Genomic DNA, 26,227 nt, shown 5'->3' with positions numbered 1-26,227 from the left:
CTGACAATCGTTTCACACTGGAGAAAGCCTGTGAAAGCCTTCGTCGTCGACACATACAAGAAGAACGGCCCGCTGCGTCTGGCCGACATGCCCGATCCCAAGATCGGTGCCAATGATGTGCTGGTTCGCATCGAGGCCACCGCGATCAACCTTCTCGACTCCAAGGTGCGCGACGGCGAATTCAAGCTGTTCCTGCCCTATCGCCCACCCTTCATTCTCGGCCACGATCTGGCCGGGACGGTCGTGCGTGTCGGCGTCAATGTCAGGCAATTCAAGGCAGGCGACGAGGTCTATGGCCGGCCGCGTGATCACAGGGTTGGCACCTTTGCAGAGATGATAGCGGTGGATGCTGCAGACCTTGCGCTGAAGCCGATAAGCCTCTCCATGGAGCAGGCCGCATCGATACCGCTGGTCGGACTGACCGCGTGGCAGGCGCTTGTCGAGGTGGGCAAGGTCAAGCCCGGCCAGAAGGTGTTCATTCAGGCCGGTTCCGGCGGTGTCGGCACCTTCGCCATCCAGCTCGCCAAACATCTCGGCGCCACAGTCGCTACAACGACCAGTACGGCGAATATCGAGCTTGTGAAAAGTCTCGGTGCGGATATCGTGATCGACTATAAGACGCAGGACTTCGAACAGGTACTGTCAGGATACGATCTGGTGCTGAACAGCCAGGATGCCAAGACGCGGGCAAAGTCACTGAACGTGCTGAAGCCGGGCGGAAAGCTGATCTCGATCTCCGGTCCGCCGGACGTTCCCTTCGCCAAGGCCCTGCGCATGAATCTCTTTCTGCGCTTCGTCATGCGGATGCTGAGCCGAGCCATTCTGAAGAAGGCAAGGAACCGGGGCGTCGACTATTCCTTCCTCTTCATGCGCGCGGAAGGCCAGCAACTGCAAGAGATCGCCAATCTGATCGACGCTGGCGCCATCCGTCCGATCGTGGACAAGGTGTATCCCTTTGCGCAAACGCCTGAGGCGTTGGCCTATGTCGAAACCGGGCGCGCCAAGGGCAAGGTAGTCGTAGCCGTTTCGCAATGACCCTGTCGCCGACAGGAGGGGCGCTTTGTCCGAAGCATGATATCCGCTTCCGTTGGTCTTCGGACTCCAGCCGACTGTCTCCTCACGACACCGTCATACAATTGTAGGATGCGCGTTCTGCCTGTGGCCAATGGTGGCCATAGGAGAACGAATATGGGTATTTCACAATATGATCCTGGCGCACTGGGTCGACCGGCTTGGAACTCAGGCAAACAAATTGGCGTCAAGAAGCCTCTGAAACAGCGCCAGATCTGGGCAGTCCGCTTCTTCCTCGACCGTGAAGGAAGGATACGAGATCGGGCGCTTTTCGATCTTGCCATCGACAGCAAGCTCCGCGGCTGCGATCTGGTAAGACTGAAAATCGGAACCCTCGTCACCGGCCACGACATTCGAACTCGGGCGATGGTCGTTCAGCAGAAGACTGGACGACCCGTGCAGTTCGAAATTACGACGGAGGTCAGAGCTAGTCTGCTTGCCTGGCTTCAACGAAGGGGAGGAACAGTCGATGACTATGCCTTTCCCAGTCGCGTCGACCACGCTGATCATCTCAGCACTCGGCAGTACGCCCGACTGGTCGATGAGTGGGTGACGGCGATCGGGCTTCGTCGGGAGGATTACGGTACGCATTCTCTACGGCGAACGAAGGCTGCCATGATCTACAAGGCCACCGGCAATCTTCGAGCGATCCAGATCCTGCTTGGCCATACCAAGATCGAGAACACAGTCAGATATCTCGGCGTCGACATTGAGGACGCACTAGAACTGGCCGAGCGGACTGAAATCTGACTGAGGACGGCCCCGCACGTTGTGGGGTCGCGCCCTTTCGCTGCGAGAGCCTCTCGAAGGATTCGATCCGCTTTGCGCCTTCAAAGAAGCCATGCGCTTCTGATGGTTTCGTGCTACTGGCGTGCGCGTGCAACACTAACACCCATCCTCGAGAACAGCATCCGGGGTCTACAACAGGAAAGATCGAGCGTTGGCCCGCAAGAACAGAGATGAGCTAGCTTCCTGGGACGAGCCTACGCCAGAGCCGGTGTTCTGTCCGATGTGCGAGCGCGTAATCCCGGAGCATCAGAGAGACGAGCATCATCTCGTTCCCAAGAGCAAGGGTGGGAAGAAAACCGTCCTCCTGCACCGTATCTGCCACGACCAGATCCATTCGATCTTTACCGATGCTCAACTCGCCAAGAAGTTTTCCACGATCGAAACCATCGTGGAAGACCCTGCGGTGCGAACATTCGTCACTTGGGTGAGAAACAAGCCTCCGAGCTTTTCGGATTCTGCAAAGGAATCACGGCAGTCATTCCGTCGAGGCCGCTAACCGTAACAGTCGAAAGTTCTGGCTGGAAGCGAATGCTGCCGTGGCGGGAACGCGCCTCCAAATCGGTCGTTGAGGCCGTCTTGGCACCTACCTGAAAGCGGACATCGTCGTGGCAGCGGCGTCACTTCACTGGTGCGCCTCGGCATAACTAGCCGATTTTCAAGAAGGTCATTCCAGCTCGCATAGCACCCTTGCCGTCAGTCTCCGGGTTGTCTCCGACCATCAATGTACGGTTTGGAGAGGTGCCGAGCAATTGGGCCCCGGCAAGGAAAATGCCGGGTTCGGGCTTTCCGACTATTTGGTGAGGGACCGGCCCAGTGCAGGCCAGAATTGCTGCCACAAGCGCTCCAGTCTCGGGAACAATGCTCCCACCTCGGCCAGGATGAGTGCGGTCCGGATTACAAACGACGAGTTGCGCACCGGCCAGTACGGAATTGGCTGCCGATTGGATTGTATCATATGAAAACGTCCGGTCGCGGCCGATCAGGACGACATCTGGCCGTTCCCGAGATATGTTTAAACCGAGGCTTCGCGCATACTCTTGAAGTGACTCGCTTGCCGCCATGGCAATCTGCGCCCCTGGCATTTTCTCCGCCACCATCCGGATCGCCGCCATCCCAGCGGTTACAATTCTTTCTTCAGCCACGGCAAATCCGAGCTGGTCCATCAGAATTGCGATTTCGAAAGCAGTGTGCTCGGCGTCATTGGTGACGATCGCGAAATTTCCTCGGCTAGCATCAATGAGATCGTGCGCCCACGGGAGGGCTTGGCCTCCGCTGATGAGCGTCCCGTCCAGATCGAACAGGACACCGTCTACGTTTAGAAAATCATCCATTCCGTGCGCTCAGGCAATGGAGACCCAGCGCAGGAGCTTCTCCCTGCGTTCGGGTATCGTGGAAATTGAAGATCATGCCAGACCTACTCCGCTGGAAAACCGAGTGCGTAGTCGCGGCCCTTGATTTCATAGCCGTCGAGCGGGAAGCGCCGCGACTCTTCAAGGAAGTAATTCAGATGCACCACGACACTGTCTGCGTTGATTGAGACTACAGAATAGGCTGGCGGTTCGTGGCTGCCGGGGATGTCTTCGCCATGCGGTGACAGTTCCAGCGGCACCTGGTGGTTGAGGCCTGGAATGAGGGAAAACGAGATGCCGTGCCAGTTGCCAGAAATCGGGCGATGGACATGCCCCAGGAAGATGTGGCGGATGCGATGCGAATGCGGCTGAAGCACCTGCCAGAGGGCGTCGGCATCCTGCTGCGTGATCGCGTCCATAGACGAGATGCCGGTCAGGATGGGCGGATGATGCATGAACATAAGGATAGGCTCGTTGCTCTGGGCGAGCTCCTCGGCAAGCCATGTCAGCCGTGTTTGGCAATAGGCTCCCGCATGACTGCCTTCCTGCTTGGTATCGAGAAACACCAGCCTATGACCGCCTTCGATGCGGCTACTCTGGACGAAGCCGTTGCCATCATCCATCGCCTCGGGAAACACGGTTCGCAACGAGGCCCTGTCGTCATGGTTGCCGACCATCATCACCACAGGGACCTTGAGGAGATCGATACGCTGGCGAAGTGCCTGATAGGCTGGAACCTCGCCCCAGTGAGCCAGATCGCCAGTGATGACCATGAGATCGGCGTCGGAATGGTCCGCATGGATGCTGACAATCGCTGCATCGAACCGCGCGCACGGGTCGAGCCCGTACAAGGTTGCCGGCTGCGGCACGAGGTGGATATCAGTGACATGAACGATCTTCATGGTGACCTTCCTGATGGTGAGGCTACGTGGCCGATTGGCCACGTAGCGGGAGGTTGGCAGATCAGCGACGCGGCAGGAGAGCCTGGGTGTCTGCTGCCATGTCGGCGAGAACCGCCTCGGCTTCCTCGGCGCGACTGCCGTCCATGACCGACTGCAACCGGTCCTTGATCACGTCTGTGATCTTTAGGCCGTTATCGCCGGGAAACGCGTACCAGCCGGTCAGATAGGGTAGCTGGGAAAGAGCAACCGCCTGGTTCGGGTTCTCGGCATAGAAATCTTTCAGGAGGTCGGCCGCCTTGGTGTTCGGCGCCATGTACCCGGTGGTCTTGACCATGATTGCGCCACCTTCGGGGCCCGTCGCGAACTTCAGGAATTCCCATGCTGCCTTCTGCTTGTCCTTGTCTTTGGCCGTGATTATCGCGACATTGCCGCCGGCCGGCAGACGCGAGACGCCTTCTTTCAGATCCGGATAGTTGCCGGTCTTTAGTTCGAACTTGCCGCCGATCTGCTTGGTGACGGCATTGACGCGAGCCGTTGTGGTTACCATCATACCGATTTTGCCGGCGGAGAAAGCCGCCAGCATCTCGTTCGGCGTCATGTTCGGCGACTGCGCCTCGATCACGAGACGTGCCAGTGTGCCGATCGCTTGTTTGCCGGCCTCGCCGTCGAAGGCGACCTTGGTTTCGTCCTCATTGAGCATCGTGCCCCCATTTGCAAACACCAGCGCCTGCCACAGCCAGTTTCCGGTGATCGCCCATTCGGTTTCGATACCGTCAGCCTCGCCCTGAGCCTCGATCTTCTTGGCGAGCGCGATGATATCGTTCCAAGTCTTGGGAAGGCTGTTTTCGTCGAGACCGGCCTTCTTCACGAGATCCATATTGTAATAGACGATCGGCAGTGAGATGGCATAGGGAAGGCCGTAAACCTTGCCGTCGACGGCGCCGGCCTGGCGCATGCCGTCATGATAGCCGGCGGCGTCGAAGTCCGTTTCGTTGGCGATGAAATCATCGAGCGGAACGGCGATTTCCTTGTCAGCAAGAACGCGTACGCGATTGAGGCCTTGGAAGGTGACGTCCGGTACATTACCGGTGATGCCTTCGCGCAGCACGCGCTGGGCGGCGTCCTCATAATCCTTGTAGGGCGTGCGGAACTCAACCTTGATGTCGGGATGCTTCTTGCTGAAGGCTTCCAGCATCTCCTTCTGGGTCGTGTCGAACAGTTCCGGATAGGCGTACTGCACGGTGATCGTAGTAGTATCGGCCATCGCTGCGGATGCCATCAGGGACAGGGCTGCGGCGGTCAGGATCGTTCTCATGGACAAGTCTCCGGTGGTTGGGGGGGTGAGAGGACTGCTACTTGATGCCGGTGAAGGCGATGCCTTCGATGAACCGTCGTTGCGCCAGCAGGAAGAGGCAAAGAAGCGGGGCAACAATGATGGTCGCGGCCGCCATCAGCGGGCCAAAGTCATTTCCGGCCTCGGCATTGCGGAAGGCCATGACGCCGAGCGGCGGCGTGAAGTACTTGTCGCTTGATACGGCGACCAGAGGCCAGAAATAATCGTTCCAGTGAGTGACGATCGAGAAGACGCCGAAGGCCGTGAGCGCCGGGATGGCGGCCGGCAGCATGACCCGCCAAACGATCGACAATTCAGACATGCCATCCATACGGGCCGCATCGACCAGATCATCCGGAACGCCCATGAAGAACTGCCGCATCAGGAAGATGCCGAACACTGAAATCGTGAAGGGCAACACCAGCGCGCTGTAGCTGTCGAGCAGGCCGACGTAGTACAGTAGGATGAACAGCGGCACAGCAATTGCCTGATAGGGGATCAGCAAGCAGAAGAGCACGAAACCGAAGGCTAGACGGCGACCGAAAAAATGCAGTTTGGCCAGTGCATAGGCTGCCGGCAGCGTGACGAGCACCTGCAGGAAAAAGATCGCTGCCGTAACGACGACGCCGTTCATGAGATAGAGCATCAGCGGGGCTGCTGAAAATGCTTCCGTATAATTCTCGATGACGGCGAGTTTTTGCGGCCACCAGCGCAACGTTTCGGAAAAGATCTCGTCGGCTGGCTTGATCGAGGTCGAAACCATCACGGCGAAGGGCAGAAGGGCAAAGGCAGCAATCAAGAGCAGTGCTGTGTGGCGAAGCGCCGAGCTTACAAAGGAACGAGCCGTCATGCGCCTTCTCCATTCTTCTTGAGGGATACGAAGCGCAGCAGGCTGACGCTGACGACGAGCAGGATGAAGACAATCGTGATCGCCGCCGCGTGACTGCTGCGGAAGAACTCGAAGCCTTCGGCATAGATCGTGTAGAGCAGCACTTCGGTCGCCTTGTTCGGCCCTCCTTGAGTGAGTGCATGAACCGTGTCGAAGACCTGGAAAGAGCGGATGGCGGAGGTGATGGCGACGAAAACGGCGACAGGTGCCAGCAGTGGCCAGGTGATCAGCCTGAACCGCTCCCAGGCATGCGGTGTGCCGTCTAGCTCGGCTGCGTCGTATAGATCGCGCGGGATGGCAGAAAGACCGGCCATGAAGAGCACCATGTTGAAGCCGAAGCTTTGCCAGATGCCGATGACCGCGAGCACGTAGAGTGCGATGTCGCCATCCTTGAGCCAGTTGTGCGAGGCAAATCCCAGGGCCTTCGCCGTCGTGTTGACGATGCCAAAGCTCGGGTGCAGCATGAACTCCCAGACGATGGCCATGGCAAGCAGGCTCGCCATCACCGGCATGAAAAAGGCGGTGCGATAGAAGGATCGTAACGAGGTTCCTGCGTCGATCAGAAGCGCACTGACCAGGCCTAGCAGCATCGAGCCGGGCACGACGACGGCAGAGTAGATCAGCGTATTGCTCAACGACTTCCAGAAGACCGGGTCATCGATCAGCGCTTGAAAATTTTCGAAACCGATAAATCTCAGCGAGCGATCACCGAGCTGATAGTCGGTAAAGGCCAGCACAAGAATCGAGGAGAGCGGCGCAATCAGGAAGATGATTGCCAAGATGGACGCCGGCGCGATGAGGGCAAGGCCTGCTCGGTTTTGGCTGGCGGAAAGGCTCATAGGGGAGCCTCCAGTCGGTAGCTGCCTTCTATTCGCCGGTTGTCTGTGCCGAAGACATGCAGGCGCGCTTCATCCATCACGATCCCCACTTTGTCGCCGATGGCTGGGCGGATGCCGCCCGGATCGCAGCGCACAACGACGAGGTTGCCGCCAGCGGTCATGACTTGGACGAAGAGGTCGGCGCCGAGATTTTCGATGTGGTGGATAACGCCGGCAAGCGGTGCGTTGGCTATGCCTGCTAGTCGAGCCGCCTCTGGACGAAAAGCCGCCTGCACCCGGTTGTTCGCGGTATCGGCGAAGGTGAAGGATAGGACGTCACCTTCAGTCAGAGCCGCCTGAAGAACGTTGATTTTGGGACTACCTATGAACTCCGCGACGCGAAGATCCAGGGGCATCTGGTAGATCTGGTCAGGCGTATCCACCTGCAGGATTTCGCCACCCATCATCACTGCGATACGATCGGACATGGTCATCGCTTCGGCTTGATCGTGGGTGACATAGATAAAGGTCGAACCCAATTGGCGGTGGAGCGCGGCAATCTCGCCTCTCGCCTGTACCCGCATCTTGGCATCGAGATTCGAGAGCGGCTCGTCCATCAGGAAGGCGCTCGGTTTACGCACCATGGCGCGGGCAAGTGCCACACGCTGGCGCTGGCCGCCTGAAAGTGAAGCAGGCTTGCGGTCCTTTAGCATAGAGATTGATAGGGCATCGCAAACTCTGCCCACTTCCCCTGCGATCTCCTTGCGCTTCGCCTTCGCCGACGGCAGAAGAGTGCCGAGGAGCGACCGCTCAGTGGTGTTCAGGCGGCGCATGACGAGCGGTACGGCGATGTTTTCCGCCACCGTCAGGTGCGGATACAGTGCATAGGACTGGAACACCATGGCGAGGTCGCGGTCGCGTGGCCGGATCCTATCGACAGTTGCACCATCTAGTAGGATGCTGCCCCCGCTCTGCTGTTCGAGGCCGGAAATGATGCGCAATAGAGTGGACTTTCCGCAGCCTGACGGGCCAACCAAGGAAATGAACTCGCCGTCCCGAATATCCAGATCGATCCTTTTCAAAACATGGGTCTCCCCGAATGTCTTAACGACAGATCTGATGTTTACGCTTGCCATGAAGGAAGGCCCAAAAAAATGTGTTCAATGGCTGGCCAGATACTTCATAGATTTTACATTACAATGACGCATTATAAATTCAGGTTATACCGCCCATCAGGTAGACACCTCTCATTTTTCGTGAGGCTCAATGCGTTCCAAGCTTAGCTATGCCCAGTTGCGAGCATTCAATGCGGTTGCAAAGGAAGGCAGTTTCTCGTCTGCCGCGCGTCGCCTCGGCCTCAGTCAGCCTGCCATAACGGCGCAGGTCAAAGCTTTGGAACAGAGCTACGGCGTGCTGTTATTCGAGCGCAGGGGGGACGGTGCAAGGATGACGCCACTCGCCAAGAGCTTGTTTCAGGAGACACAAGAGCTGCATGTTATAGAGGCTGTAGCCGCCGATATCCTGGGTGCATCGAGCGCGTTGAAGACGGGTGAACTCAACATCATGTGCGGCGCTCCGAATCCGGCAATGGCGCTGATTTCCGAGTTCAGGCGCCGTTACCCCGGTGTCCGGGTTACCGCCAATTTTGGTAACTGGCATCGGGTCACGACGGCACTTTATGAGCAACAATGCGACGCGATCATCCTGACAGGCGTACCGGACGACGATAGCCTGACGCGCATTCCGTACATGGAGCAGCGAGCGGTCGCGCTGGTGCCTGCCGGGCACCCGCTGGCAAAGCGAGGCAAGCCCCTTTCGCTGCATGAACTTGCCGATCAGCCACTCATTTTTCGCAACGACCAATCTCTCACGCAATCGGCGCTGAACATGGCAATAAGGAAGTCTGGCGTAAACCTTGAGCCAGCTCTCTCACTCGGCGAGCGTGAGGCGGTCTACGAGGCAGTGCACCAAGGACTGGGAATAGGATTCATGTTCGAACTGGCGGTCAGCCGGGCAGAAAGCAACGTTGTCCGCCTGCCCATAATGGAGCTGAACGACGTTTACGTTGAGCACGTCGCATGCTTGACCCGGAACATGAGACGGCACGAAGTTCGGGCACTGATGGCGCTGGTGGAATAATACCAACCTTCAGTGAATGTGACTCTCGTGGGGATTCCCAGCAGCCGACGAATCTGAATCTTTGTTGCAAACAGGAGGTTGCGATGGGTTCAGCGCTTTCATTGCGGTCGGATTTCGACGGGGCCAGGTTGCGGCGTCTGGCTCGCCAGACACGGGATGCCAATCAGGCGCGACGGCTTCTGGCTCTTGCATCGATCTATGATGGCGGCTCGCGCGCCGATGCCGCCCGGCTTGGCAGCGTGACAGTTCAGATCGTGCGCGACTGGGTGGTCCGCTTCAACGATCGCGGTCCAGACGGTCTGATCAATGGCAAGGCTTCGGGCAAGCCTTCTCTCCTGAACGACGAACAGCGAGCGGCCTTGGCGCAAGCCATAGAGCGCGGACCGACACCGTACTGGATGGCGTCGTTCGTTGGCGTCTGTGTGATCTGGCGCAATGGCTCTGGGAAGAGTTCCGCATCTCGGTGAGCCAGGAGGCCCTTGGTCGCGAAGTGCGTGCCATGGGGTAGCGCAAGCTCTCTGCTCGCCCAAGACATCATGCTCAGGATGCCGAAGCGGCCGAGGCTTTTAAAAAAACTTCCCCGCCGCTGTGGCAGAAATTGCCGCCGGCCCCGCCAAGAGCAAAGTGATCGAAGTCTGGTTTCAGGACGAAGCTCGTATAGGCCAGAAGAACAAGATCACCCGCCGCTGAGCCAAGCGGGGAACAAGGCCGTCTGCGCCACACGACCAGCGAACCAAGCCGGCCTATATCTTCGGTTCCATCTGCCCCAAACAGGGCAAGGCTGCCGCTCTCGTCATGCCGTGGTGCGACACCCATGCCATGAACCAGCACCTGATCGATATCCCGTAATGTTGCAGATAACGAACATGCCGTCCTCATCATGGACCAGGCTGGATGGCACATGTCCAACAATCTCGTCGTCCCAGAAAACATCACCATCCTGCCACTGCCGCCCAAATCACCCGAGCTGAACCCGGTCGAAAACATCTGGCAGTTCATGAGGGACAACTGGCTCTCAAACCGCGTCTTCAAGTCCTACGAGGATATCGTCGACCATTGCTGCTACGCTTGGAGAACACTCCAGGACCGACCATGGAAGATCATGTCGATCGGCAGACGCAAATGGGCACAAGGGTTCTGATCAATGACGGTTGGTATAATACCTTCGTCGCAATATTCGTTTCCGCAAAGTTCAGATTGCTGAAACGTCTCCGCTTCGCGCCCGAGGCCTTCGTGTGCCTGCCTGAAAGTAGACATCGGCTGAAACCTCGCCGTCATACATCGATGTCCGCCTTCGCGTAGGTGCCCTAGCAGCGGTCAGTCTGCCATCGGCCCCGGACTGGAAATGATTTCCGCTATGCGCCTCCATGTCGGTCATAGAGGCTGTCGTGTCGTCGTGCGTGCCTAAAAGCAGACATAGCCTCGGCGCCCGCGTCACGTCGCCTTTACGCCGATAGTGTTGAAAAACTCCGCTGAGGGTCGACAAAACAACTCACTGCCGTGACTGTCCGGAATGGATTTCCGATGATCTTAGCTGACTGAAACGGATTTGCGGCAGAGTGGGTACAGAGCTTCCTCTAAGCAATGTCATTTCAGCTAAAGCTTACGAGAAGCTGCCCACGGGAGTATTTCAACAGTATCCGCCATAAGCGGACGTCCGCCGACGCATTATGAAGGACCTGTTGCCACCCCATTCAGGTCCGCCAGTCTTGATACGAGCTGACCTGGAAGCAGACGTAGGACTCGTCATCTTCTGCCTGCTAAAGAGCTTTCGCGTTGGCCCGTCTAACGAACTCATCCACAACAACCCGGATCCGGGGAAGTATCGCACGGGTCGTTGGCCACACAGCGTTAAATGGCGATTGCACCTGGCACCGATCCGGCAGCACCTCGACCAATTCTTTCCCATCGATGTAAGGCTGCAGGAGAGACTGTGGCATTTGGCATAAGCCGAAACCAGCAACCGCCATATCGATGACCACCTCTCCGTCGCTCACTAGGTGAGCGGCCAGCGGATCAAGCGACTTTACGCGCCCGCCCTCCTCCAGGAAGCGCCAGGGTGCGGCTCTGCCTGGCCTGCCTCCGAGGATACAGGCGTGGTCTTGTAGATCACGTAGGCTTGTTGGTGCCCCTGCTTCACTAAGATAGCGTGGTGCTGCACAGAGAACGAGGCGCTGTGTTCCGAGCGGTCGGGCAGAGATGTCAGTTCGGTCAGGCAGCTCGCCGAACCGCAGACATAGGTCTACCCCATCCTCGACAGGGTCTATAATACGATCAGAGAAGCTGGCCTCCAAACGGAGTCCGGGATGGGCCCTGAGGATATCCAATAGGATCGGCATGGCGATCCGTCGGCCGAACGCCACTGGCATGTCCACCCGCAATATTCCTCTAACCGCGCTGGCCTTGGACCGTGCGAGGTCTTCTGCTGACCGGAGCTGATCAAGTGCGGCTTCGGCTTGCACAAAGTAGGCCTGACCATCGGGCGTCAACGATAGCCGACGTGTTGTCCGATGCAGAAGTTTGACGCCAAGCCGACCCTCCAACTGGGCCACCGACTTGGCGACGGCCGACTTGGTGATGCCAAACTGTGCCGCCGCCGCAGTGAACGACCCGGCTTTCACCACGGTGATAAAGATTTCTACGCCACCGAAGGTGCTGGTAATAGCCATTCTGCAGGCACTCCAATTGACGACTTGAAGTGTACAGTCTGACAACCGGAAGGACAATTGTCTCCAGACAGAAGCAGAGCCATATCTGCGCTAAACCAGGAGATATCGATGTCCCGTTTGTTCGATCCGTTGAAGGTTGGGGCTCTCGAGCTGCCGAACCGCGTTATCATGGCCCCGCTTACACGCAAGCGCTCCGGCGTCGAGCGCGTACCCAACGCGATGATGGCCGAATACTATCGGCAACGGGCTGGTGCCGGATTGATTCTGAGCGAAGCGACTTCTGTGTCCCCACAAGGCGTTGGATATTGGGGCACGCCTGGTATTTGGAACGATGCCCAGGTCCAAGGCTGGCAACACGTCACGCGGCAGGTTCACGAAGCCGATGGTCGCATATTCCTGCAGCTCTGGCACGTGGGCCGCATCTCCGACCCCGAACTTCTCGATGGCCAACTTCCCGTAGCGCCGAGCGCAATCGCCGCCGCTGGTCATGTCTCGGGACTACGCCCGAAAAGGCCGCATCCTATTCCACGGGCTTTGGAAACGAATGAGATACCGGGAATCGTTGAGGACTTTAGACAGGGCGCGGAGCGAGCAAAGGCCGCTGACTTTGATGGCGTCGAGTTGCATGCTGCCAATGGCTATCTGATTGATCAGTTCCTACAGGACAAGACCAACAAGCGCACCGATTGCTACGGTGGCACAGTCGAGAACCGCGCTAGGTTTCTCCTTGAGATTGCGGATGCAGTGACTGAGGTTTGGGGCGCTGATCGTGTCGGCGTGCACCTTCGACCTCGGGGCGAGGAACACGATATGGGGGACAGCAACCCCAAGGCAATTTTCGGGTACGTCGCCGACGAACTGGCAAGACGGAAGATTGCCTTCATTTTTGTCCGCGAAATTGAAGCCGAAGACAGCCTTCTCGGTGAGATCAAGCGTCGGTTCGGGGGGCCGGTCATAGCCAATGAACTTATGTCAAAGGAAGATGGGGAGCGACTTATCGAGTCCGGTCATGCCGACGCCCTGGCATTCGGTCGCGACTATATCGCCAATCCGGACCTCGCAGAGCGCCTTCAGCAGAACTTTCCTCTGAACACACCGAACAAGGACACGTTCTATGGCGAGGGCCCTGAGGGCTATACAGACTACCCTAGTTTGCTGCGGCACCTGTGATGAAAAGACCCGCTGTTTCATCTCAACGCTGGAAGCCGACGGTCGCCCTCCAACCCCATCCCTGAAGCGTGCAAATGGTTATGGATGCCCGGTTTGGGCCGACTCCTGTCACGACTTAGAAGCGCGAACAGCGGTCATTAGACGCTATAGCAGAGCTTCGTTTTCCGCGCGTCGCAGAACTCAGAAACTCAAGTGTCGCCCTGGCCAGAGTTCTGCGACGGGAGACGTCAGAGTTAGGTCCTATTCGGACATCCGGACGTGAATAATCAGTATTCCGCTGATTGAGCCATGGAATCCAATGCCGCCCGCAGCTCTTCGGCTTGAGCGTCAGTGATCTTGCAAGCGCTCATAATTTGCCCAGGAACAGCCCACACACCCTCGCGCAACGCTTCTCCGGCGGACGTCAAAGCCACGAGTACCCGCCGTGCGTCGCGAGCATCGCGTCGGCGAGTGATCAAGCCCGCGATCTCAAGCCGCTTCACCAAAGGCGTAATTGTCCCCGTGTCCATGCCGACTCTTGCACCCAGCTCCCCGACGGACCGTGGTGACCTGTCAAGCAGTTCTACCATGACGAGGTACTGCGGGAACGTCAGGCCAAGAGGATCGAGGAACGGCTTGTGTAGCCTGACCATTCGGCCCGTCGCGCCATAGAGCGCGAATGAAAGCTGCTTGTCGAGTTCATGCCTGGTGGTGCGCGATGAAGATTCCATAAATTACCTCTAGCATTCGAGTGTCTCGTGTACTAGATACAATTTTCTAGCACGCGAGACATATTCCAGCTTCCGCCACGGCGATTTCGCCGGTGGCCATTCTTAATTCTCTGACCACCACGTGCAATCACGTAACACGGGACTGATCTATGAAAACGATAAGGTATAACTTCGCGGACAAGCCCGCGCTGGTAGAGCGCGACGAGCCGCTACCCGTGCTCGGAAAACGGGACGTCCTCATCCGGGTTCACGCGTCGTCTCTCAACTATCGCGACCAGGCGGTGCTCGACCAAAACTATGGGGGTCGCACCGAGGCCGTCGTTCCCGTATCTGACGGTGCTGGAGAAGTCGTCGCCGTCGGTGAAGATGTCACCCGCACGAAAGTAGGCGACCGGGTTGCCGCGAGCTGCTTCGAGCACTGGATCGGCGGCCCCTATCTACACGAGTATCAGTCCAGTTCTTTAGGCTTCACCCAAGACGGATGGCTGGCGGAGCACATCGCCCTGCACGAGAACGCCATCGTCCATCTGCCGGACTACCTGTCCTACGTTGAAGGCGCTTCTCTCGCCTGTGCAGCCGTGACCGCATGGACAGCCGTGAATCGGATCACGCCAATCCAACCAGGCCAGACGGTGCTGGTGCAGGGAACAGGCGGGGTTTCCCTGTTCTCGCTCCAGATCGCCCGAATGGTCGGTGCAAGGGTCTTCGCGATCACGTCATCGGACGAGAAGGCCGAGAAACTGAAGGAGCTGGGTGCAGAGGCTGTCGTCAACTATAGCAGCCAGCCGGACTGGGATGTCGAAATCCTCAAGCTAACGGATGGCGTGGGCGTCGACAGGCTGATCGACATCGCGGGTGAGAAGACCATCGTTAAGTCAGCCGCTTCTACAAAGATCGGGGGCGAGATCGCGCTTGTCGGGTTCGCCAGCGGAGTGGGAGGCGGTCTACCTCCAATTGACATCCTGTCCCGGTCGCTCACCATCGGCGGAACGTCCATCGGCTCCCGCCTGAACTTCGAGGCTCTTCTGGCCGCTATGAGCGCCCACCAGATGAAGCCGGTCATCGATCAGGTCTTTCCTTTTGCCGAATACCGCGACGCGTATCGACGCCTCGCCAGTGGCGCGATGGTCGGCAAGGTCGTCATCGACATGAACGCATAATCAGACGAGAAACAGAGAAATGTCAGAACTTCTTTTCCGCGACGTCGTTCGCAACCGCCACTCTGTTCGCAGCTTCCGGCCAGACCCGGTTCCTGCTGACGTTCTGGGGGAGGTGCTGCAAGACGCGCAGCTCGCGCCCTCGAACTGCAACACCCAGCCCTGGCAAGTTCACATCGTTTCCGGCGAGAAGCGGGACGCGCTTAGTAAGGCCATTCTGGCCGACGATGAGGCAGGCCGATACAAGCTAGATTTCAGCTTCGACCTCGCGGACTTCGACGGCGTGTACCGCCAGCGTGCGCGGGACCAGGGGGCGGCCTACTATCAGGCAATTGGCGTCTCGCGGGAAGCCAAAGAAGATCGACGGACCGCAGCCCGCTACAACCTGAGCTTCTTCGGTGCGCCGCACGTCGCTCTCCTATTCATGCCTCAGGTGGGCGACAACGTTCGGGTAGCGGGTGACCTCGGCATGTACGCTCAGACCTTCCTGCTGGCTCTCACCGCCCATGGGCTTGGCGGCATCCCGCAGACCATGCTCGGCATGTACGCTGACACCATCCGCGACGTGCTTGGTATTGACCAGTCATCGAAGATGCTGTTCGGCATCTCCTTCGGCTATCCCGACGCGACTCATGCCGCGAACACCTATCGGATCGGCAAGGCACCGATTGAGGAAAGCGTGACGTTCCACGGATGAGTTCCGGCGAATGTAGAACCCGCTCATGGCGCTTCTGCGCCATGACGTTTTTGCATAGAAGAACGCGGCAAACGAAAAGCTCAGGCGATTGCTTCGAAGAGTACACGGCGTGCTTCCGTGGGCGGAAAAGCGAGAGGTCAATGACCAAGCAGATGATGATCGGCGTTGCCCTGGGCAACGGCTATGGTGCGCAAAACAGCGCGTGGCGGATGCCTTGGGTCGATCCGGCAAACTACACAAGTTTCGACAGTCAGGTGCGCTACGCCCAGGCCGCCGAGCGGGGCAAGTTCCAGTTCCTGTTCTTGCCCGACTACCCTGCGCTTAAGGGTGACGTGGCCATGGAGGCTCCCTGGGTTTCGCTTGAACCTATGCTCACACTTGCCGCAATCGCCCGTGAAACCAACCGGATCGGTCTGGTCGCCACCGGATCGACCACCTTCAACGAACCCTACAACCTCGCACGCCAGTTCAAGACACTGGACATCATGAGCCACGGCCGGGTGGGATGGAATGCCGTGCCCTCCTGGGACCCTGCTGTCGCCGCCAATTTTGGCCGACAGCTACCTCCGCGTGAGGAAAAATACCAGCGGCTCCATGAGGTCGTCCAGTTGGTCCAGGCTCTATGGGGAAGCTGGGAACGGGATGCCTGGGTGCTCGACACAGCCTCCGGTCAGTTTGCCGATCCCGCGAAGATCAAGCCAATCAATCTAAGCGGGCGGCATGTCGGTGCACGCGGGCCGTTGCCGCTCCCGCCCTCCGAACAGGGGCAACCGGTAATCTTTCAGGCAGGTGGCGGTGGGAACGGGCTGGAAGTAGCCGGACGTTATGCCACCGGCGTGATGGGGGCACCCCAGACGATGGAGGATGCCCGCCACCAGCGCTCCGAGCTAAGGGCGGCTGCTCAACGTGCAGGGCGCGACCCGGACGAGATAAAGTACTTCGCTGGCATCATGACGACGGTCGCGTCGGACAGGCGTGCGGGGCTCGACCGCCGTATCCTGCTAACGGAACACACTTTCGCCGACCGCGTCGTCTACCTGGGGCAGATGCTTGGGCTGCGGCTCGAATCCGCTAGTCTCGACGCACCGTTGTCTCCTGAGCAACTGGCCGCAGCCCGCCCATCCCCGGCTGACCCTCGCTCGGTCTATGCATTGCAGGTCGCTCGCGAAGGCTGGAACTTGCGCGATGTACTGGCGCACGGAGTGATCGAGTTTCACCCAGCCATCGCAGGACCCTCTATCGAAATTGCCGACTTCATGCAGGCATGGTTTGAAGCTGATGCCGCCGATGGCTTCTGGGTAGTCCCAGACGTGTTCGAGGACGGGATCGACGCCTTCGTGGACGGCGTCGTCCCAATCTTGCAGGAGCGCGGGTTGTTCCATCGCGACTATGAGGGGCACACCCTACGTCATCATCTCGGTGCACCCGCCCAATACGGTACTGATACACGTGTGCTGGGCTGAGCGCGGCGCTGATGTCCGGTAAGGGCCCGACAGCGGAAATGATTTCCGCTTCGCGCCGTCACTACGGTCGTACCGGCCATCGTGGTGCGTGGCCCAAAGCGGCCATAGATATGCGGCGGAGATGATTTCTGCGAACCAGAAATGGGCATAACGCGAAGCGCACGTCGCTAGCGAAAATCCATTCATGAAAAATTCTTTGGGCGGCCTTGTAACAACTTAGATTTCTGATGGTCTTCCTGTTGAAACGTACAGGGCCAGGCCGGAACATGAATTCTAGAAATCAAGATCAGCGCCTTCCACCATCCGTTTGGAAACGGCCGAACCGTTTCGATCGAAACCTGATCGTCATAGGTGCAGGCTCAGCCGGGCTCGTGTCGGCCTATATCGCGGCCGCCGCCAAGGCGAAGGTGACGCTGGTCGAGGCAAACAAAATGGGCGGCGATTGCCTCAACTTCGGCTGCGTGCCCTCGAAGGCGCTGATCAAGAGCGCCAGGGTGGCGCACCAAATGCGCCATGCCGACCATTATGGTCTGGAGCCGGTCGAGCCAAAGGTGCCTTTCTCCGCCGTGATGGAGCGTATCCACAAGGTGATCGCCGAGATCGAGCCGCATGACAGCGTGGAGCGCTACACCGGCCTCGGCGTCGAAGTCCTGCAGGGCTATGCAAGGTTGATTAATCCCTGGACGGTGGAGATCGCGCTGAACGATGGCGGCACGCAGCGTCTGACGACGCGCGCAATCATCATCGCAACCGGTGCGCAGCCCTTCGTGCCCCCGATCCCAGGCCTCGCCGAGATCGGTTATCTGACCTCGGACAACATGTGGGAGCGCCTTCGCGATTGCCCAGCCGTGCCGCAGAGGCTGGTCGTTCTGGGGGGAGGACCGATCGGCTGCGAGCTGGCGCAGAGTTTTGCCCGGCTTGGCTCCGAGGTCACGCAGATCGAGATGGCACCGCGCCTGATGATGCGCGAGGACGAGGATGCAGCCCGCTTCGTCGAGGCGTCGATGAAGGCTGACGGCGTCAATGTCCTGACCAGCCACAAGGCGGTCGCCTGTGGAACAGGTGCCGGCGAGAAGTGGATCGAGGTCGAGAAGGACGGGGCCAAGTTCCGCATCGGCTTCGACGAGATCATCGTCGCTGTCGGACGGGCGCCACGGCTGAAGGGCTTCGGGCTCGAAGACCTCGGCATCAAGGTGGATAGGGTCGTCGAGACGAACGACTACCTCCAGACACTGCATCCGAACATCCTGGCGGCCGGCGATGTCGCAGGGCCCTACCAGTTCACCCATGTCGCCGGGCATCAGGCCTGGTTTGCGGCGATCAACGCGCTCTTCGGGGATCTCAAGCGCTTCAAGGCCGATTATAGCGTCATCCCCTGGGCGACTTTCACCGATCCGGAAGTGGCGCGGGTGGGCTTGTCCGAGGCCGAGGCGAAGGAGAAGAAGATCCCGCATGAGGTGACCCGCTTCGGCATCGACGATCTCGATCGCGCGATTGCGGACAGGTCCGCCAGCGGCTTCGTCAAGGTGCTGACCGTGCCGGGCAAGGACAAGATCTTGGGCGCCACCATCGTCGGTGAACATGCCGGCGACCTGCTCGCCGAATTCGTCTTCGCCATGAAACATGGCCACGGCCTCGGCAAGATCCTCGGCACGATCCACATCTATCCGACGCTCGCCGAGGCCAACAAGCTGGTCGCCGGCCAGTGGCGCCGCAATCACATCAACGGCTTCCTCCTGTCACTGCTCGAACGCTTTCAGACCTGGAGGCGTGGATGATCGACGCCAAGATCCTGCCGCTGCAGAAGGCGGCCCTGCAGCCCGTCGCCGAATTCCTGGCGCATCGCGGGGTGAAGGCAGATCAGGTCAGCCTGATCGGTTTCCTCGCAGGTCTCGGCGCCTTCGCTGCACTCTGCTTCGGCTCTTTCCTGGCAGCACTTCTGCTGATCCTCGTGAACCGCGCGCTGGATGGCCTCGACGGCGCCGTCGCCCGCATTTGGGGGCCGACGGATCGTGGCGCCTATCTCGATATCGCGCTTGATATGGTCTTCTACGCGTTGATCCCGCTCGGCTTTGCGGTGGCGATGCCCGACGTGAATGCGCTGCCGGCTGCCGTCCTGATCGTTTCCTTCGTCGGCACGGGCTCTTCCTTCCTCGCTTTCTCGGCAGTTGCCGCAAAACTCGGTCGCAAGGCGCCGGAATTCCCCTCCAAGGGGATCTACTATGCCGGTGGTTTGGCAGAAGGTTTCGAGACGATCGCGGTCTTCGTCGCCATGTGTCTCCTGCCGCACCATTTTCCGCTTATCGCCTATGGCTTTGCCGCCCTTTGCGCGCTGACGACAGTCATCCGCTGGCGCCAGGGCTGGCTTGCCTTTTCGGGAGGTGACCGATGAGCCTTGTCCTATCTCGGTCAGAGGCCAGCATTCAGCCGGTCGAGCGCATTGCGAACCGTCAGCCGCGCCCGGTGCAGAAGCACGCGCATATTGCCCTCGGAGATGTCGAGCAACGCGCAGACTTCCGCCGGATCGAGCTCCTGCTGGCCGCGCAGGATCAGCACCGCCCTTTGCGCGGGTGGCAGCGTTTCGATGACCGCCTCGACGTGTTGCAGAACGCTTCGCCCCTCGATGTGCCGCTCGGGCGTCAGGTCTTCCCAGAGCTCGGGTCTGGTGCGCCAGTGTCCGCTCCCGTCAAAAGCCTCGCCGAGACCATTGCCATCCCCCAGATCGTCGAAGGACACGATGCGGCCTTCGCGACGAGCGCGGCTGCGCGCCCTGTTGAGGAGGATCGTGTAGATCCAACCTGCGAGCGACCCGCGTCCTTCGAAGAGATCGATGCGGCCGAGCACAGCCACCCAGGTGTCCTGCACGACTTCTTCCGCGATGTCGCGCGACCGGACGATGCCCGCGCAAAAGCGGATCATCGCGGCATTGTGCCGGCGATAGAGCAGCTCGAAGACTGCACCATCCCCGTCAACGAGGTGTCGCGCCAGAGCCAGATCGTCACCTTCATCCTGCGCCACGCCGCCCCCTGCCTCAGCCCGGGCGCCATTAGCAAAACAATCGCCTTCCATGTCCAGCAGCATTCGACCCCATCAAGCCATAGTGACCATAGGGGATCAGTCGCGCCGGAACCGGTGATCTTACAGGGCGCGCGGGCGTTTCGAGGAAACCACGATGATTGACAGCCGTTCCCCGCAGCAAGGCCGCCCACCGGAGGACGAACGCACCGCCTCGAAGGGGGCTGTCGGTCGAGGCAGCCTCTGGCGCTATACGCCTGTCGTCCTCGTCGTCGCGGGTCTGGCGCTTGGTTATGCCTTCGGCCTGCAGGACTATCTCAGCCTTGGATTTCTCGCCGAACAACGCCAGGCTCTGAGGGCCTATGTCGATGCCAATGTGTTCTGGTCCGCGCTGCTGTTTCTCGCCGTCTACATTCTGGCTGTCGCCTTCTCGTTTCCGGCGGCCTCCGTGCTGACCATCTTCGGCGGCTTTCTCTTCGGCTGGATGATCGGCGGCGCGCTGGTTGCCGTTGGTGCCACGATCGGTGCTTCGCTCCTGTTTCTCGCCACGCGCTCTGCCTTCGGCGACTTTCTGCGCCACCGGGTCGATGGCGTGGTCAAGAAGATGGCGGACGGTTTTCGCGAAAATGCCTTCGGCTACCTCTTCGTCATCCGTCTCGCGCCGGTCTTTCCCTTCTTCGTTGTCAACATCGCGGCCGCCCTGTTCGACATCAGCCTCGGCCGGTTCATCGCCGCGACGTTCTTCGGCATCCTGCCCGGCACCTTCGCCTATGCCTATCTCGGCCAGGGTGTCGACAGCGTATTGGTCGCGGCACAGGCGAGCGGCCGGGAAGCGCAGATCTCGGATCTCGTGACACGCGACATCACGCTCGCCTTCTTCGCATTGGCGCTGGTGGCGCTGATCCCGACGCTGGTGCGCCAGATCCGCAAACGCAGGACGTCGCCATGAGATTTCGTTTCACCATGTCCGGGGAGGGCTGAACCATGTTTCGATGCAGTGAAGTCGCCGAGCGTGCCAGTCTCCTGATCGATGGCGATCTCGGCTTCTGGCCGCGGCTGAACATCAAGCTTCATCTGGCGATGTGCCGGGGATGCAGGGCCTTCGTCGAGCAGATGCGCGTCACTCATGCTCTGACCGCCATGGCAGGTGCCATGCACAATCCGGTGCCGAGCGAGGAGATCAAGGCTGCACTCGCGCGACGACAGATGGGGTCTGGCAAGAAAACGTGAGATCCGCCGGATCTCTGAACCGTAGTTCAAACAAAAGCCGCAACGCATCAGCGTCCGGCGGTCGATTTTGAGGGAGTAGGGCACACAATGCGATTGATGACAGGGATTTTCGCCGCCGCACTGATGGCAGCCACAAGTATCGTTCCGGCCAAGGCTGCCGGCCCCGAGCTGGCCGATTGGGCTGCCCTGGAAAAGGCAGCGTCCGGCCAGACGGTGTACTTCAACGCCTGGGGCGGGTCTGAAAACATCAACGCCTATCTCGAATGGGTCGGCGCCGAAATGCAGTCGCGCTACGCTGTGACCGTGGTGCAGGTAAAGCTTGAGGATACCGCAAGCGCCGTTGCCAAGGTGATTGCCGAGAAAGCCGCCGGCAAGAACGAGGGCGGGTCGGTCGATCTCATCTGGATCAATGGCGAGAACTTCGTCTCGATGAAGCAGCAGGATCTGCTCCTCACCCCCGGCTGGGCAACGGCGCTACCCAACTGGCGCTATGTCGATATCGAGAACCAGCCCACCATTCTGACTGACTTCACCGAGCCGACGGAAGGGCTGGAAAGCCCCTGGGGCGGCGCGAAGATGGTCTTCTTCTACGACAGCGCCCGCACGGAAGCATCCAATCTGCCGGACAATGCCAAGCAACTGCTCGACTGGGCGAAGAACAATCCAGGACGGTTCTCCTATCCCGCGCCCCCGGATTTCATTGGCTCCTCATTCCTGAAACAGGTGCTGAGCGAAGTGATCGCCGATCCCGCCAAGCTGGCAAAGCCGGTGGTCGAGGAGAGCTTCGAGCAGGATGTGGAGCCGCTGTTCGCCTATCTCGGTCAGTTGCATCCGGTCGCCTGGCGTTCGGGCAAGACCTTCCCGCAGAACTATCCGGATATGAAGCAGAAGCTGGCTGACGGCGAGTTGGACATCATCTTCGCCTTCAATCCGTCCGAAGCCTCTGCCGGCATCAAGGCAGGCGAACTGCCCGAGACGGTACGCTCCTTCACCTTCTCCGGCGGCACGCTCGGCAACACTCATTTCGTCGCCATTCCCTACAATGCCAATGCCAAGGAGGGGGCGCTGCTGACAGCGAACTTCCTCATCTCGCCGGAAGCCCAGCTTCGTAAGCAGGACCCGGCCTATTGGGGGGATCCGACCGTTCTTGCCATGCCGAAGCTTCCGGAAGCCGATCGTGCCGCCTTCGCAGCGCTTGACCTCGGAGCAGCCACCCTTTCTCCGGACAAGCTCGGTCCCGTGATTGCCGAGCCGCATGCGAGCTGGATGGAGCGCATCGAGGTTGAATGGCGCCGACGATATGCCAGCGGCAACTAAGCCGTGACAGCTCGAGCGACCGATCGCTCTTTCGTGGCAGGATTAACCGCACGTCTCCCGAGGAGTGCGGTCGCCCTCACGCTTGGCCTTCTGGTCTTGCCGATCACCTTCGGGCTCCTTGGCACGCTGCTGCCGGCCTTCGGCTACCTGCCCGCGCTCGGCGGAGATTACCTCAGCCTGCAACCCTTTCGAGACCTTGTGGCGACACCAGGTCTGGCCACAGCCTCAGTCTTGAGTGTGGCAACCGGGCTCGCCGCCACGTTCATCTCTCTCGGCATCACTCTGGTCTTCGTTGCGAGTTACGCGGGCACACCGACGCTGTCGCGCCTGCAGCATCTGCTGTCGCCGCTGCTGGCAGTTCCGCATGCGGCCGCCGCCTTTGGCTTTGCCTTCCTGATTGCCCCCTCAGGCTTCCTCATCCGCCTCGTCGCGCCACTTCTCGGCATCGATCGGCCGCCGGATATCTTGATCCCCCATGATCCGATGGGGCTGACGATGATCGCGGGCCTGGTGATCAAGGAAACGCCCTTCCTCTTTCTCGTCACGCTCGCAGCCTTGCCGCAGGTCGAACTCCCGGCGGCCCGAAGGCTTGCAGCCTCCTTCGGCTATGGACGCATCGCAGGCTTCGTCTACCTGCTCTGGCCGGCGCTCTACCGGCAGATCCGTTTTGCCGTCTACGCCGTCATCGCCTACTCGTCGTCTGTCGTGGACGTGGCCCTGATCCTCGGCCCTAACTTGCCCGGCACGCTGGCAACCCGGCTCGTCCAGTGGATGAATGATCCGGATCTGTCGGCGCGTTTCCTCGCTTCGGCCGGTGCCGTCCTGCAACTGGGTGTCACCGTGGTCGCACTCCTGTTCTGGTTTGTCCTCGAACGTCTGGCGTCTCTCCTGCTTCGCCTGGCGAGAGAAAAAGGTTGGCGGTTCCTCCGCGACCAGTTCCTGCGCCGCGCCTCGATCCTTATCGTCGGCCTGATCGGCGGCGTGGTGTTTGCAGGCCTTGCCACTCTGGCCCTCTGGTCTCTCGCCGGTCTCTGGCAGTTTCCCGATCTCCTGCCGCAGAGCTTTACGTTCAGAAGCTGGATGAGTGCCCTGCCGCGCATCGCCGACCCGCTGGTGACGACGCTGGTGACGGGGCTTGCCTCGACGCTCATGGCCATCCTGCTCACCATCGGCTGCCTCGAACGCGAGCTTCAGACGGGACGCAGCGTCGGCGAGAAGGCGCTGTTGGTGCTCTACCTGCCGCTGATCGTGCCGCAGATCACCTTTGTCTTCGGCCTTCAGCTTCTTTTCATCGGCAGTGGCGGCGGCGACTACCGGCTGACAGCCCTCGTGTTCGTCCACCTCGTCTTCGTGCTGCCTTACGTCTTCCTTTCGCTGGCCGATCCCTGGCGGGCACTCGACCGCCGCTACGAGATCATCGCCACGGCCCTTGGTCGGTCGCGGATTTCGGTGCTGATGTCGATCCGCCTGCCCATGCTGATCCGCCCGATCCTGACGGCGCTCGCCGTTGGCTTTGCCGTCTCGGTCGGGCAGTATCTGCCGACATTGCTGATCGGCGAGGGGCGGCTCTCGACTATCACCACGGAGGCCGTCGCGCTCGCCTCCGGCAACAATCGCCGCGTCATCGGAGTCTATGCCCTGCTGCAGACCATCCTGCCGTTCCTCGCCTTCGCGCTCGCCGCGCTGATCCCCGCAGCCCTTCACCGCAATCGCCGGGACATGAGGGTGTGATGATGCTCCAGCGACAGCCCAACAACGGCCTTTCCCTTGCGAATATCCTGATCCGCCTCGGCGATATCAGTCTGATCGAGTTGACCGCAGATGTGCCTGCCGGTTCGGTCTTTACCGTCATGGGACCGTCGGGATCCGGCAAATCCACCTTGCTGTCCTTCATCGGCGGCTTCCTCGATCCGGTGTTTGATGCCAAGGGCGCCGTCTCCGTCGACGGCGTGGATCTCCTGTCGCTCGCACCAGAAGCGCGCCGGGCCGGGATCCTGTTTCAGGACCCGCTGCTCTTCCCGCATATGTCTGTTGGTGCCAATGTCGCCTTCGCCATCCCGGCAGATGTCGCGGATCGCCGCCAGCGTCGGCAGATTGCGGCAGACATTCTGGTCGACATGGACCTCACAGGTTTTACCGACCGCGATCCGGCCACGCTTTCGGGCGGGCAGAAGGCGCGGGTGGCGCTTGCCCGCGTTCTCGTCTCTCGACCCCGATTGCTGCTGCTCGACGAACCCTTCTCCAAACTCGACATGGAGCTGCGTGCCCAGATGCGCGCCCTGGTGTTCGAGCGCGCAAGGACCGCCGGCCTGCCGGTCATTCTCGTGACCCATGACGAGGCCGATGCCGAGGCTGCGGGCGGTCCTGTTCATCGTATCGGCATGAAGGAGCCCTCGGATGGCTGAGGGACGCGCAACGCCCGTCCCGGTCATTCTGCTCGGCGGTGGCCACGCCCATGTCGAGGTGGTGCGCCGGCTGGGCGAGCTCGGCTTCGGCGCGCAGATCACGCTGGTTTCGCCCTCCCGTCATGCACCGTATTCCGGCATGTTGCCGGGCCATATCTCCGGTGAATACAGTTTCGACGATTTCCATATTGATCTGGCTGCCTTGTGCACACGCTCCGGCGTCACCTTCCTCGAAACTACCGCGACCGGCATTGACCCGGAACAGCGCGTGGTCTCGCTCGCGAGCGGCGAAAGCCTCGGCTACGGCCTGCTCTCGATCGATATCGGCTCAACGCCCTCACTGCCCAAGGGCATATCGACCGGCATCTCCGTAAAGCCAATCGCGAGTTTTGCCGATCGGCTTGCTCGGCTCGATGCGCTGGCGGGAGAGGGACGGCTCTCAACACTGGCGGTGGTGGGGCAGGGCGTCGCTGGTGTCGAGGTGGCCTTTGCGTTGAAGCGCCGGTTGGAGGGACGCGGTATCGGTGTTTCCCTCGTCGGGCGTACCGCAGAGCCGGTTCCGGAGCGTAGCCGTTGGTCGCGGCGACTGCTCGAACGGGAAATGCGCAAAGCAGGCATCGCTCACCACCCGGCTTTCGATGTTGTGGCTTTTCGCGACGGCGAACTGGTGTCGCGTGACGGGCGGCGGCTCGCGGTGGATGAGGTCGTCTGGACAACATCAAGCGGCGCGCCTGCCTTCCTGCGCGAGACCGGGCTCCTCCTCGACGACATGGGTTTCATCCGAGTGGATCATACCTTGCGATCCCTTTCTCATCGGGATGTTTTCGCGGCCGGTGATGTCGCGTCTTTGCCAGACCCACGGCCCAAGGCCGGCGTCTTCGCTGTGCGTCAGGGGCCCGTCCTGACTGCAAACATCCATCGCAGCCTCTCTCAAAAGCGCCATAAGCCCTACTGCCCGCAGTCCTACTGGCTGGTGCTGATCTCGCTCTCCGATGGGCGGGCTATTGCCGACAAGTGGGGCCTGGCAATCTCTGGCGCTTGGGTGGCCCGATGGAAGTATCGCATCGACAGCCGATTCATCCAGAAATATCGACGGTGAAGCGA

Annotated in this window: 25 protein-coding genes and 1 pseudogene; 17 read left to right on the top strand and 9 right to left on the bottom strand. The window is 60.0% G+C overall.

What is annotated here, in order from left to right:
• Window positions 1-30: 30 nt before the first annotated feature.
• The 3 genes from ACTJK5_RS10770 to ACTJK5_RS10760 all read left to right on the top strand — a co-directional run bounded on the left by ACTJK5_RS10770 (window position 31) and on the right by ACTJK5_RS10760 (window position 2,356).
• Entirely contained in the window at window positions 31-1,035 is a 1,005-nt protein-coding gene (locus tag ACTJK5_RS10770) for an NADP-dependent oxidoreductase (RefSeq protein WP_440612392.1), read from the top strand.
• Window positions 1,036-1,188: 153 nt separating this feature from the next.
• A complete protein-coding gene (locus tag ACTJK5_RS10765) occupies window positions 1,189-1,821 on the top strand; it encodes a tyrosine-type recombinase/integrase (RefSeq protein WP_440612391.1) in 633 nt (210 codons plus the stop codon).
• A gap of 190 nt (window positions 1,822-2,011) precedes the next feature.
• Window positions 2,012-2,356, top strand: coding sequence for an HNH endonuclease (locus ACTJK5_RS10760; protein WP_440612390.1), 345 nt, complete (start codon window positions 2,012-2,014; stop codon window positions 2,354-2,356).
• A gap of 148 nt (window positions 2,357-2,504) precedes the next feature.
• Here the strand turns inward: ACTJK5_RS10760 and ACTJK5_RS10755 are convergent, their stop codons facing one another.
• The 6 genes from ACTJK5_RS10755 to ACTJK5_RS10730 all read right to left on the bottom strand — a co-directional run bounded on the left by ACTJK5_RS10755 (window position 2,505) and on the right by ACTJK5_RS10730 (window position 8,233).
• On the bottom strand, window positions 2,505-3,191 hold the full coding sequence (locus ACTJK5_RS10755) for an HAD-IIA family hydrolase (protein WP_037093935.1): 687 nt from the start codon (window positions 3,189-3,191) through the stop codon (window positions 2,505-2,507).
• A gap of 83 nt (window positions 3,192-3,274) precedes the next feature.
• Window positions 3,275-4,111 (bottom strand): phosphodiesterase, encoded by an 837-nt coding sequence (locus ACTJK5_RS10750; RefSeq protein WP_037093910.1) that lies wholly within the window; start codon window positions 4,109-4,111, stop codon window positions 3,275-3,277.
• A gap of 61 nt (window positions 4,112-4,172) precedes the next feature.
• A complete protein-coding gene (locus ACTJK5_RS10745) occupies window positions 4,173-5,426 on the bottom strand; it encodes an ABC transporter substrate-binding protein (protein ID WP_037093913.1) in 1,254 nt (417 codons plus the stop codon).
• Window positions 5,427-5,463: 37 nt separating this feature from the next.
• Window positions 5,464-6,294 carry a carbohydrate ABC transporter permease gene (locus tag ACTJK5_RS10740; RefSeq protein WP_037093916.1) on the bottom strand — a complete coding sequence of 277 codons (831 nt, stop codon included), beginning with the start codon at window positions 6,292-6,294 and terminating at the stop codon, window positions 5,464-5,466.
• Complete coding sequence (locus ACTJK5_RS10735) at window positions 6,291-7,172, bottom strand: carbohydrate ABC transporter permease (protein ID WP_037093917.1); 882 nt, start codon at window positions 7,170-7,172, stop codon at window positions 6,291-6,293. The genes ACTJK5_RS10740 and ACTJK5_RS10735 overlap by 4 nt, the downstream gene beginning before the upstream one ends.
• Window positions 7,169-8,233 (bottom strand): ABC transporter ATP-binding protein, encoded by a 1,065-nt coding sequence (locus ACTJK5_RS10730; protein WP_333630014.1) that lies wholly within the window; start codon window positions 8,231-8,233, stop codon window positions 7,169-7,171. Before ACTJK5_RS10730 ends, ACTJK5_RS10735 begins: the two co-directional genes overlap by 4 nt.
• 184 nt (window positions 8,234-8,417) lie before the next feature.
• Between ACTJK5_RS10730 and ACTJK5_RS10725 the strand changes: the two genes are divergently transcribed.
• A complete protein-coding gene (locus tag ACTJK5_RS10725) occupies window positions 8,418-9,290 on the top strand; it encodes a LysR substrate-binding domain-containing protein (protein ID WP_052114314.1) in 873 nt (290 codons plus the stop codon).
• A gap of 83 nt (window positions 9,291-9,373) precedes the next feature.
• A pseudogene (locus ACTJK5_RS10720) lies at window positions 9,374-10,431 on the top strand (IS630 family transposase).
• Between the two features lie 619 nt (window positions 10,432-11,050).
• On the opposite strand, the gene ACTJK5_RS10715 reads toward ACTJK5_RS10720, so the two are convergent.
• Window positions 11,051-11,959 (bottom strand): LysR family transcriptional regulator, encoded by a 909-nt coding sequence (locus ACTJK5_RS10715; protein WP_037093923.1) that lies wholly within the window; start codon window positions 11,957-11,959, stop codon window positions 11,051-11,053.
• Window positions 11,960-12,067: 108 nt separating this feature from the next.
• Between ACTJK5_RS10715 and ACTJK5_RS10710 the strand changes: the two genes are divergently transcribed.
• Window positions 12,068-13,129 carry an alkene reductase gene (locus tag ACTJK5_RS10710; RefSeq protein ID WP_037093924.1) on the top strand — a complete coding sequence of 354 codons (1,062 nt, stop codon included), beginning with the start codon at window positions 12,068-12,070 and terminating at the stop codon, window positions 13,127-13,129.
• 266 nt (window positions 13,130-13,395) lie between these two features.
• Here the strand turns inward: ACTJK5_RS10710 and ACTJK5_RS10705 are convergent, their stop codons facing one another.
• Window positions 13,396-13,839: a MarR family winged helix-turn-helix transcriptional regulator gene (locus ACTJK5_RS10705; protein ID WP_440612389.1), complete on the bottom strand. Its 444-nt coding sequence runs from the start codon at window positions 13,837-13,839 to the stop codon at window positions 13,396-13,398.
• Window positions 13,840-13,988: 149 nt separating this feature from the next.
• On the opposite strand from ACTJK5_RS10705, the gene ACTJK5_RS10700 reads away from it, so the two are divergent.
• The 5 genes from ACTJK5_RS10700 to ACTJK5_RS10680 all read left to right on the top strand — a co-directional run bounded on the left by ACTJK5_RS10700 (window position 13,989) and on the right by ACTJK5_RS10680 (window position 19,548).
• Window positions 13,989-14,999: a zinc-dependent alcohol dehydrogenase family protein gene (locus ACTJK5_RS10700; protein WP_052114315.1), complete on the top strand. Its 1,011-nt coding sequence runs from the start codon at window positions 13,989-13,991 to the stop codon at window positions 14,997-14,999.
• Between the two features lie 19 nt (window positions 15,000-15,018).
• Window positions 15,019-15,693: a nitroreductase gene (locus ACTJK5_RS10695; protein ID WP_037093927.1), complete on the top strand. Its 675-nt coding sequence runs from the start codon at window positions 15,019-15,021 to the stop codon at window positions 15,691-15,693.
• A gap of 41 nt (window positions 15,694-15,734) precedes the next feature.
• Entirely contained in the window at window positions 15,735-17,156 is a 1,422-nt protein-coding gene (locus ACTJK5_RS10690) for an NtaA/DmoA family FMN-dependent monooxygenase (protein ID WP_440612388.1), read from the top strand.
• Between the two features lie 266 nt (window positions 17,157-17,422).
• On the top strand, window positions 17,423-18,934 hold the full coding sequence (locus ACTJK5_RS10685) for a dihydrolipoyl dehydrogenase family protein (RefSeq protein ID WP_440612387.1): 1,512 nt from the start codon (window positions 17,423-17,425) through the stop codon (window positions 18,932-18,934).
• Entirely contained in the window at window positions 18,931-19,548 is a 618-nt protein-coding gene (locus tag ACTJK5_RS10680; protein WP_440612386.1) for a CDP-alcohol phosphatidyltransferase family protein, read from the top strand. Before ACTJK5_RS10685 ends, ACTJK5_RS10680 begins: the two co-directional genes overlap by 4 nt.
• Before the next feature lie 17 nt (window positions 19,549-19,565).
• Here ACTJK5_RS10680 and ACTJK5_RS10675 read toward each other — a convergent pair whose 3' ends face one another.
• On the bottom strand, window positions 19,566-20,237 hold the full coding sequence (locus ACTJK5_RS10675; RefSeq protein ID WP_440612385.1) for an RNA polymerase sigma factor: 672 nt from the start codon (window positions 20,235-20,237) through the stop codon (window positions 19,566-19,568).
• Between the two features lie 91 nt (window positions 20,238-20,328).
• On the opposite strand from ACTJK5_RS10675, the gene ACTJK5_RS10670 reads away from it, so the two are divergent.
• From ACTJK5_RS10670 to ACTJK5_RS10645, 6 genes are all read left to right on the top strand, one after another.
• Entirely contained in the window at window positions 20,329-21,120 is a 792-nt protein-coding gene (locus tag ACTJK5_RS10670) for a TVP38/TMEM64 family protein (protein WP_165215302.1), read from the top strand.
• Window positions 21,121-21,155: 35 nt separating this feature from the next.
• Complete coding sequence (locus tag ACTJK5_RS10665; RefSeq protein WP_440612384.1) at window positions 21,156-21,401, top strand: zf-HC2 domain-containing protein; 246 nt, start codon at window positions 21,156-21,158, stop codon at window positions 21,399-21,401.
• A 96-nt stretch (window positions 21,402-21,497) separates the two neighbouring features.
• On the top strand, window positions 21,498-22,718 hold the full coding sequence (locus ACTJK5_RS10660; protein ID WP_440612597.1) for an ABC transporter substrate-binding protein: 1,221 nt from the start codon (window positions 21,498-21,500) through the stop codon (window positions 22,716-22,718).
• Between the two features lie 33 nt (window positions 22,719-22,751).
• Window positions 22,752-24,449 (top strand): ABC transporter permease, encoded by a 1,698-nt coding sequence (locus ACTJK5_RS10655; protein ID WP_440612383.1) that lies wholly within the window; start codon window positions 22,752-22,754, stop codon window positions 24,447-24,449.
• Between the two features lie 2 nt (window positions 24,450-24,451).
• Complete coding sequence (locus tag ACTJK5_RS10650) at window positions 24,452-25,123, top strand: ATP-binding cassette domain-containing protein (protein ID WP_440612596.1); 672 nt, start codon at window positions 24,452-24,454, stop codon at window positions 25,121-25,123.
• On the top strand, window positions 25,116-26,222 hold the full coding sequence (locus ACTJK5_RS10645; RefSeq protein WP_440612382.1) for an FAD-dependent oxidoreductase: 1,107 nt from the start codon (window positions 25,116-25,118) through the stop codon (window positions 26,220-26,222). The genes ACTJK5_RS10650 and ACTJK5_RS10645 overlap by 8 nt, the downstream gene beginning before the upstream one ends.
• Window positions 26,223-26,227: the final 5 nt, after the last annotated feature.

Source organism: Agrobacterium sp. 22094 (assembly GCF_052046015.1).
Taxonomy (GTDB): domain Bacteria; phylum Pseudomonadota; class Alphaproteobacteria; order Rhizobiales; family Rhizobiaceae; genus Agrobacterium; species Agrobacterium cavarae.
The sequence above is the reverse complement of the archived record's forward strand: the minus strand, read 5'-3'. Positions and strand labels throughout refer to the sequence as shown.

Excerpts from the sequence above, each read along its gene's own strand:
- ACTJK5_RS10765 (WP_440612391.1), top strand. The coding sequence starts at position 1,189 with ATGGGTATTTCACAATATGATCCTGGCGCACTGGGTCGACCGGCTTGG.
- ACTJK5_RS10755 (WP_037093935.1), bottom strand. The coding sequence starts at position 3,191 with ATGGATGATTTTCTAAACGTAGACGGTGTCCTGTTCGATCTGGACGGG.
- ACTJK5_RS10750 (WP_037093910.1), bottom strand. The coding sequence starts at position 4,111 with ATGAAGATCGTTCATGTCACTGATATCCACCTCGTGCCGCAGCCGGCA.
- ACTJK5_RS10745 (WP_037093913.1), bottom strand. The coding sequence starts at position 5,426 with ATGAGAACGATCCTGACCGCCGCAGCCCTGTCCCTGATGGCATCCGCA.
- ACTJK5_RS10740 (WP_037093916.1), bottom strand. The coding sequence starts at position 6,294 with ATGACGGCTCGTTCCTTTGTAAGCTCGGCGCTTCGCCACACAGCACTG.
- ACTJK5_RS10735 (WP_037093917.1), bottom strand. The coding sequence starts at position 7,172 with ATGAGCCTTTCCGCCAGCCAAAACCGAGCAGGCCTTGCCCTCATCGCG.
- ACTJK5_RS10725 (WP_052114314.1), top strand. The coding sequence starts at position 8,418 with ATGCGTTCCAAGCTTAGCTATGCCCAGTTGCGAGCATTCAATGCGGTT.
- ACTJK5_RS10715 (WP_037093923.1), bottom strand. The coding sequence starts at position 11,959 with ATGGCTATTACCAGCACCTTCGGTGGCGTAGAAATCTTTATCACCGTG.
- ACTJK5_RS10710 (WP_037093924.1), top strand. The coding sequence starts at position 12,068 with ATGTCCCGTTTGTTCGATCCGTTGAAGGTTGGGGCTCTCGAGCTGCCG.
- ACTJK5_RS10705 (WP_440612389.1), bottom strand. The coding sequence starts at position 13,839 with ATGGAATCTTCATCGCGCACCACCAGGCATGAACTCGACAAGCAGCTT.
- ACTJK5_RS10700 (WP_052114315.1), top strand. The coding sequence starts at position 13,989 with ATGAAAACGATAAGGTATAACTTCGCGGACAAGCCCGCGCTGGTAGAG.
- ACTJK5_RS10695 (WP_037093927.1), top strand. The coding sequence starts at position 15,019 with ATGTCAGAACTTCTTTTCCGCGACGTCGTTCGCAACCGCCACTCTGTT.
- ACTJK5_RS10690 (WP_440612388.1), top strand. The coding sequence starts at position 15,735 with ATGACGTTTTTGCATAGAAGAACGCGGCAAACGAAAAGCTCAGGCGAT.
- ACTJK5_RS10685 (WP_440612387.1), top strand. The coding sequence starts at position 17,423 with ATGAATTCTAGAAATCAAGATCAGCGCCTTCCACCATCCGTTTGGAAA.
- ACTJK5_RS10680 (WP_440612386.1), top strand. The coding sequence starts at position 18,931 with ATGATCGACGCCAAGATCCTGCCGCTGCAGAAGGCGGCCCTGCAGCCC.
- ACTJK5_RS10675 (WP_440612385.1), bottom strand. The coding sequence starts at position 20,237 with ATGCTGCTGGACATGGAAGGCGATTGTTTTGCTAATGGCGCCCGGGCT.
- ACTJK5_RS10670 (WP_165215302.1), top strand. The coding sequence starts at position 20,329 with ATGATTGACAGCCGTTCCCCGCAGCAAGGCCGCCCACCGGAGGACGAA.
- ACTJK5_RS10665 (WP_440612384.1), top strand. The coding sequence starts at position 21,156 with ATGTTTCGATGCAGTGAAGTCGCCGAGCGTGCCAGTCTCCTGATCGAT.
- ACTJK5_RS10660 (WP_440612597.1), top strand. The coding sequence starts at position 21,498 with ATGACAGGGATTTTCGCCGCCGCACTGATGGCAGCCACAAGTATCGTT.
- ACTJK5_RS10650 (WP_440612596.1), top strand. The coding sequence starts at position 24,452 with ATGCTCCAGCGACAGCCCAACAACGGCCTTTCCCTTGCGAATATCCTG.
- ACTJK5_RS10645 (WP_440612382.1), top strand. The coding sequence starts at position 25,116 with ATGGCTGAGGGACGCGCAACGCCCGTCCCGGTCATTCTGCTCGGCGGT.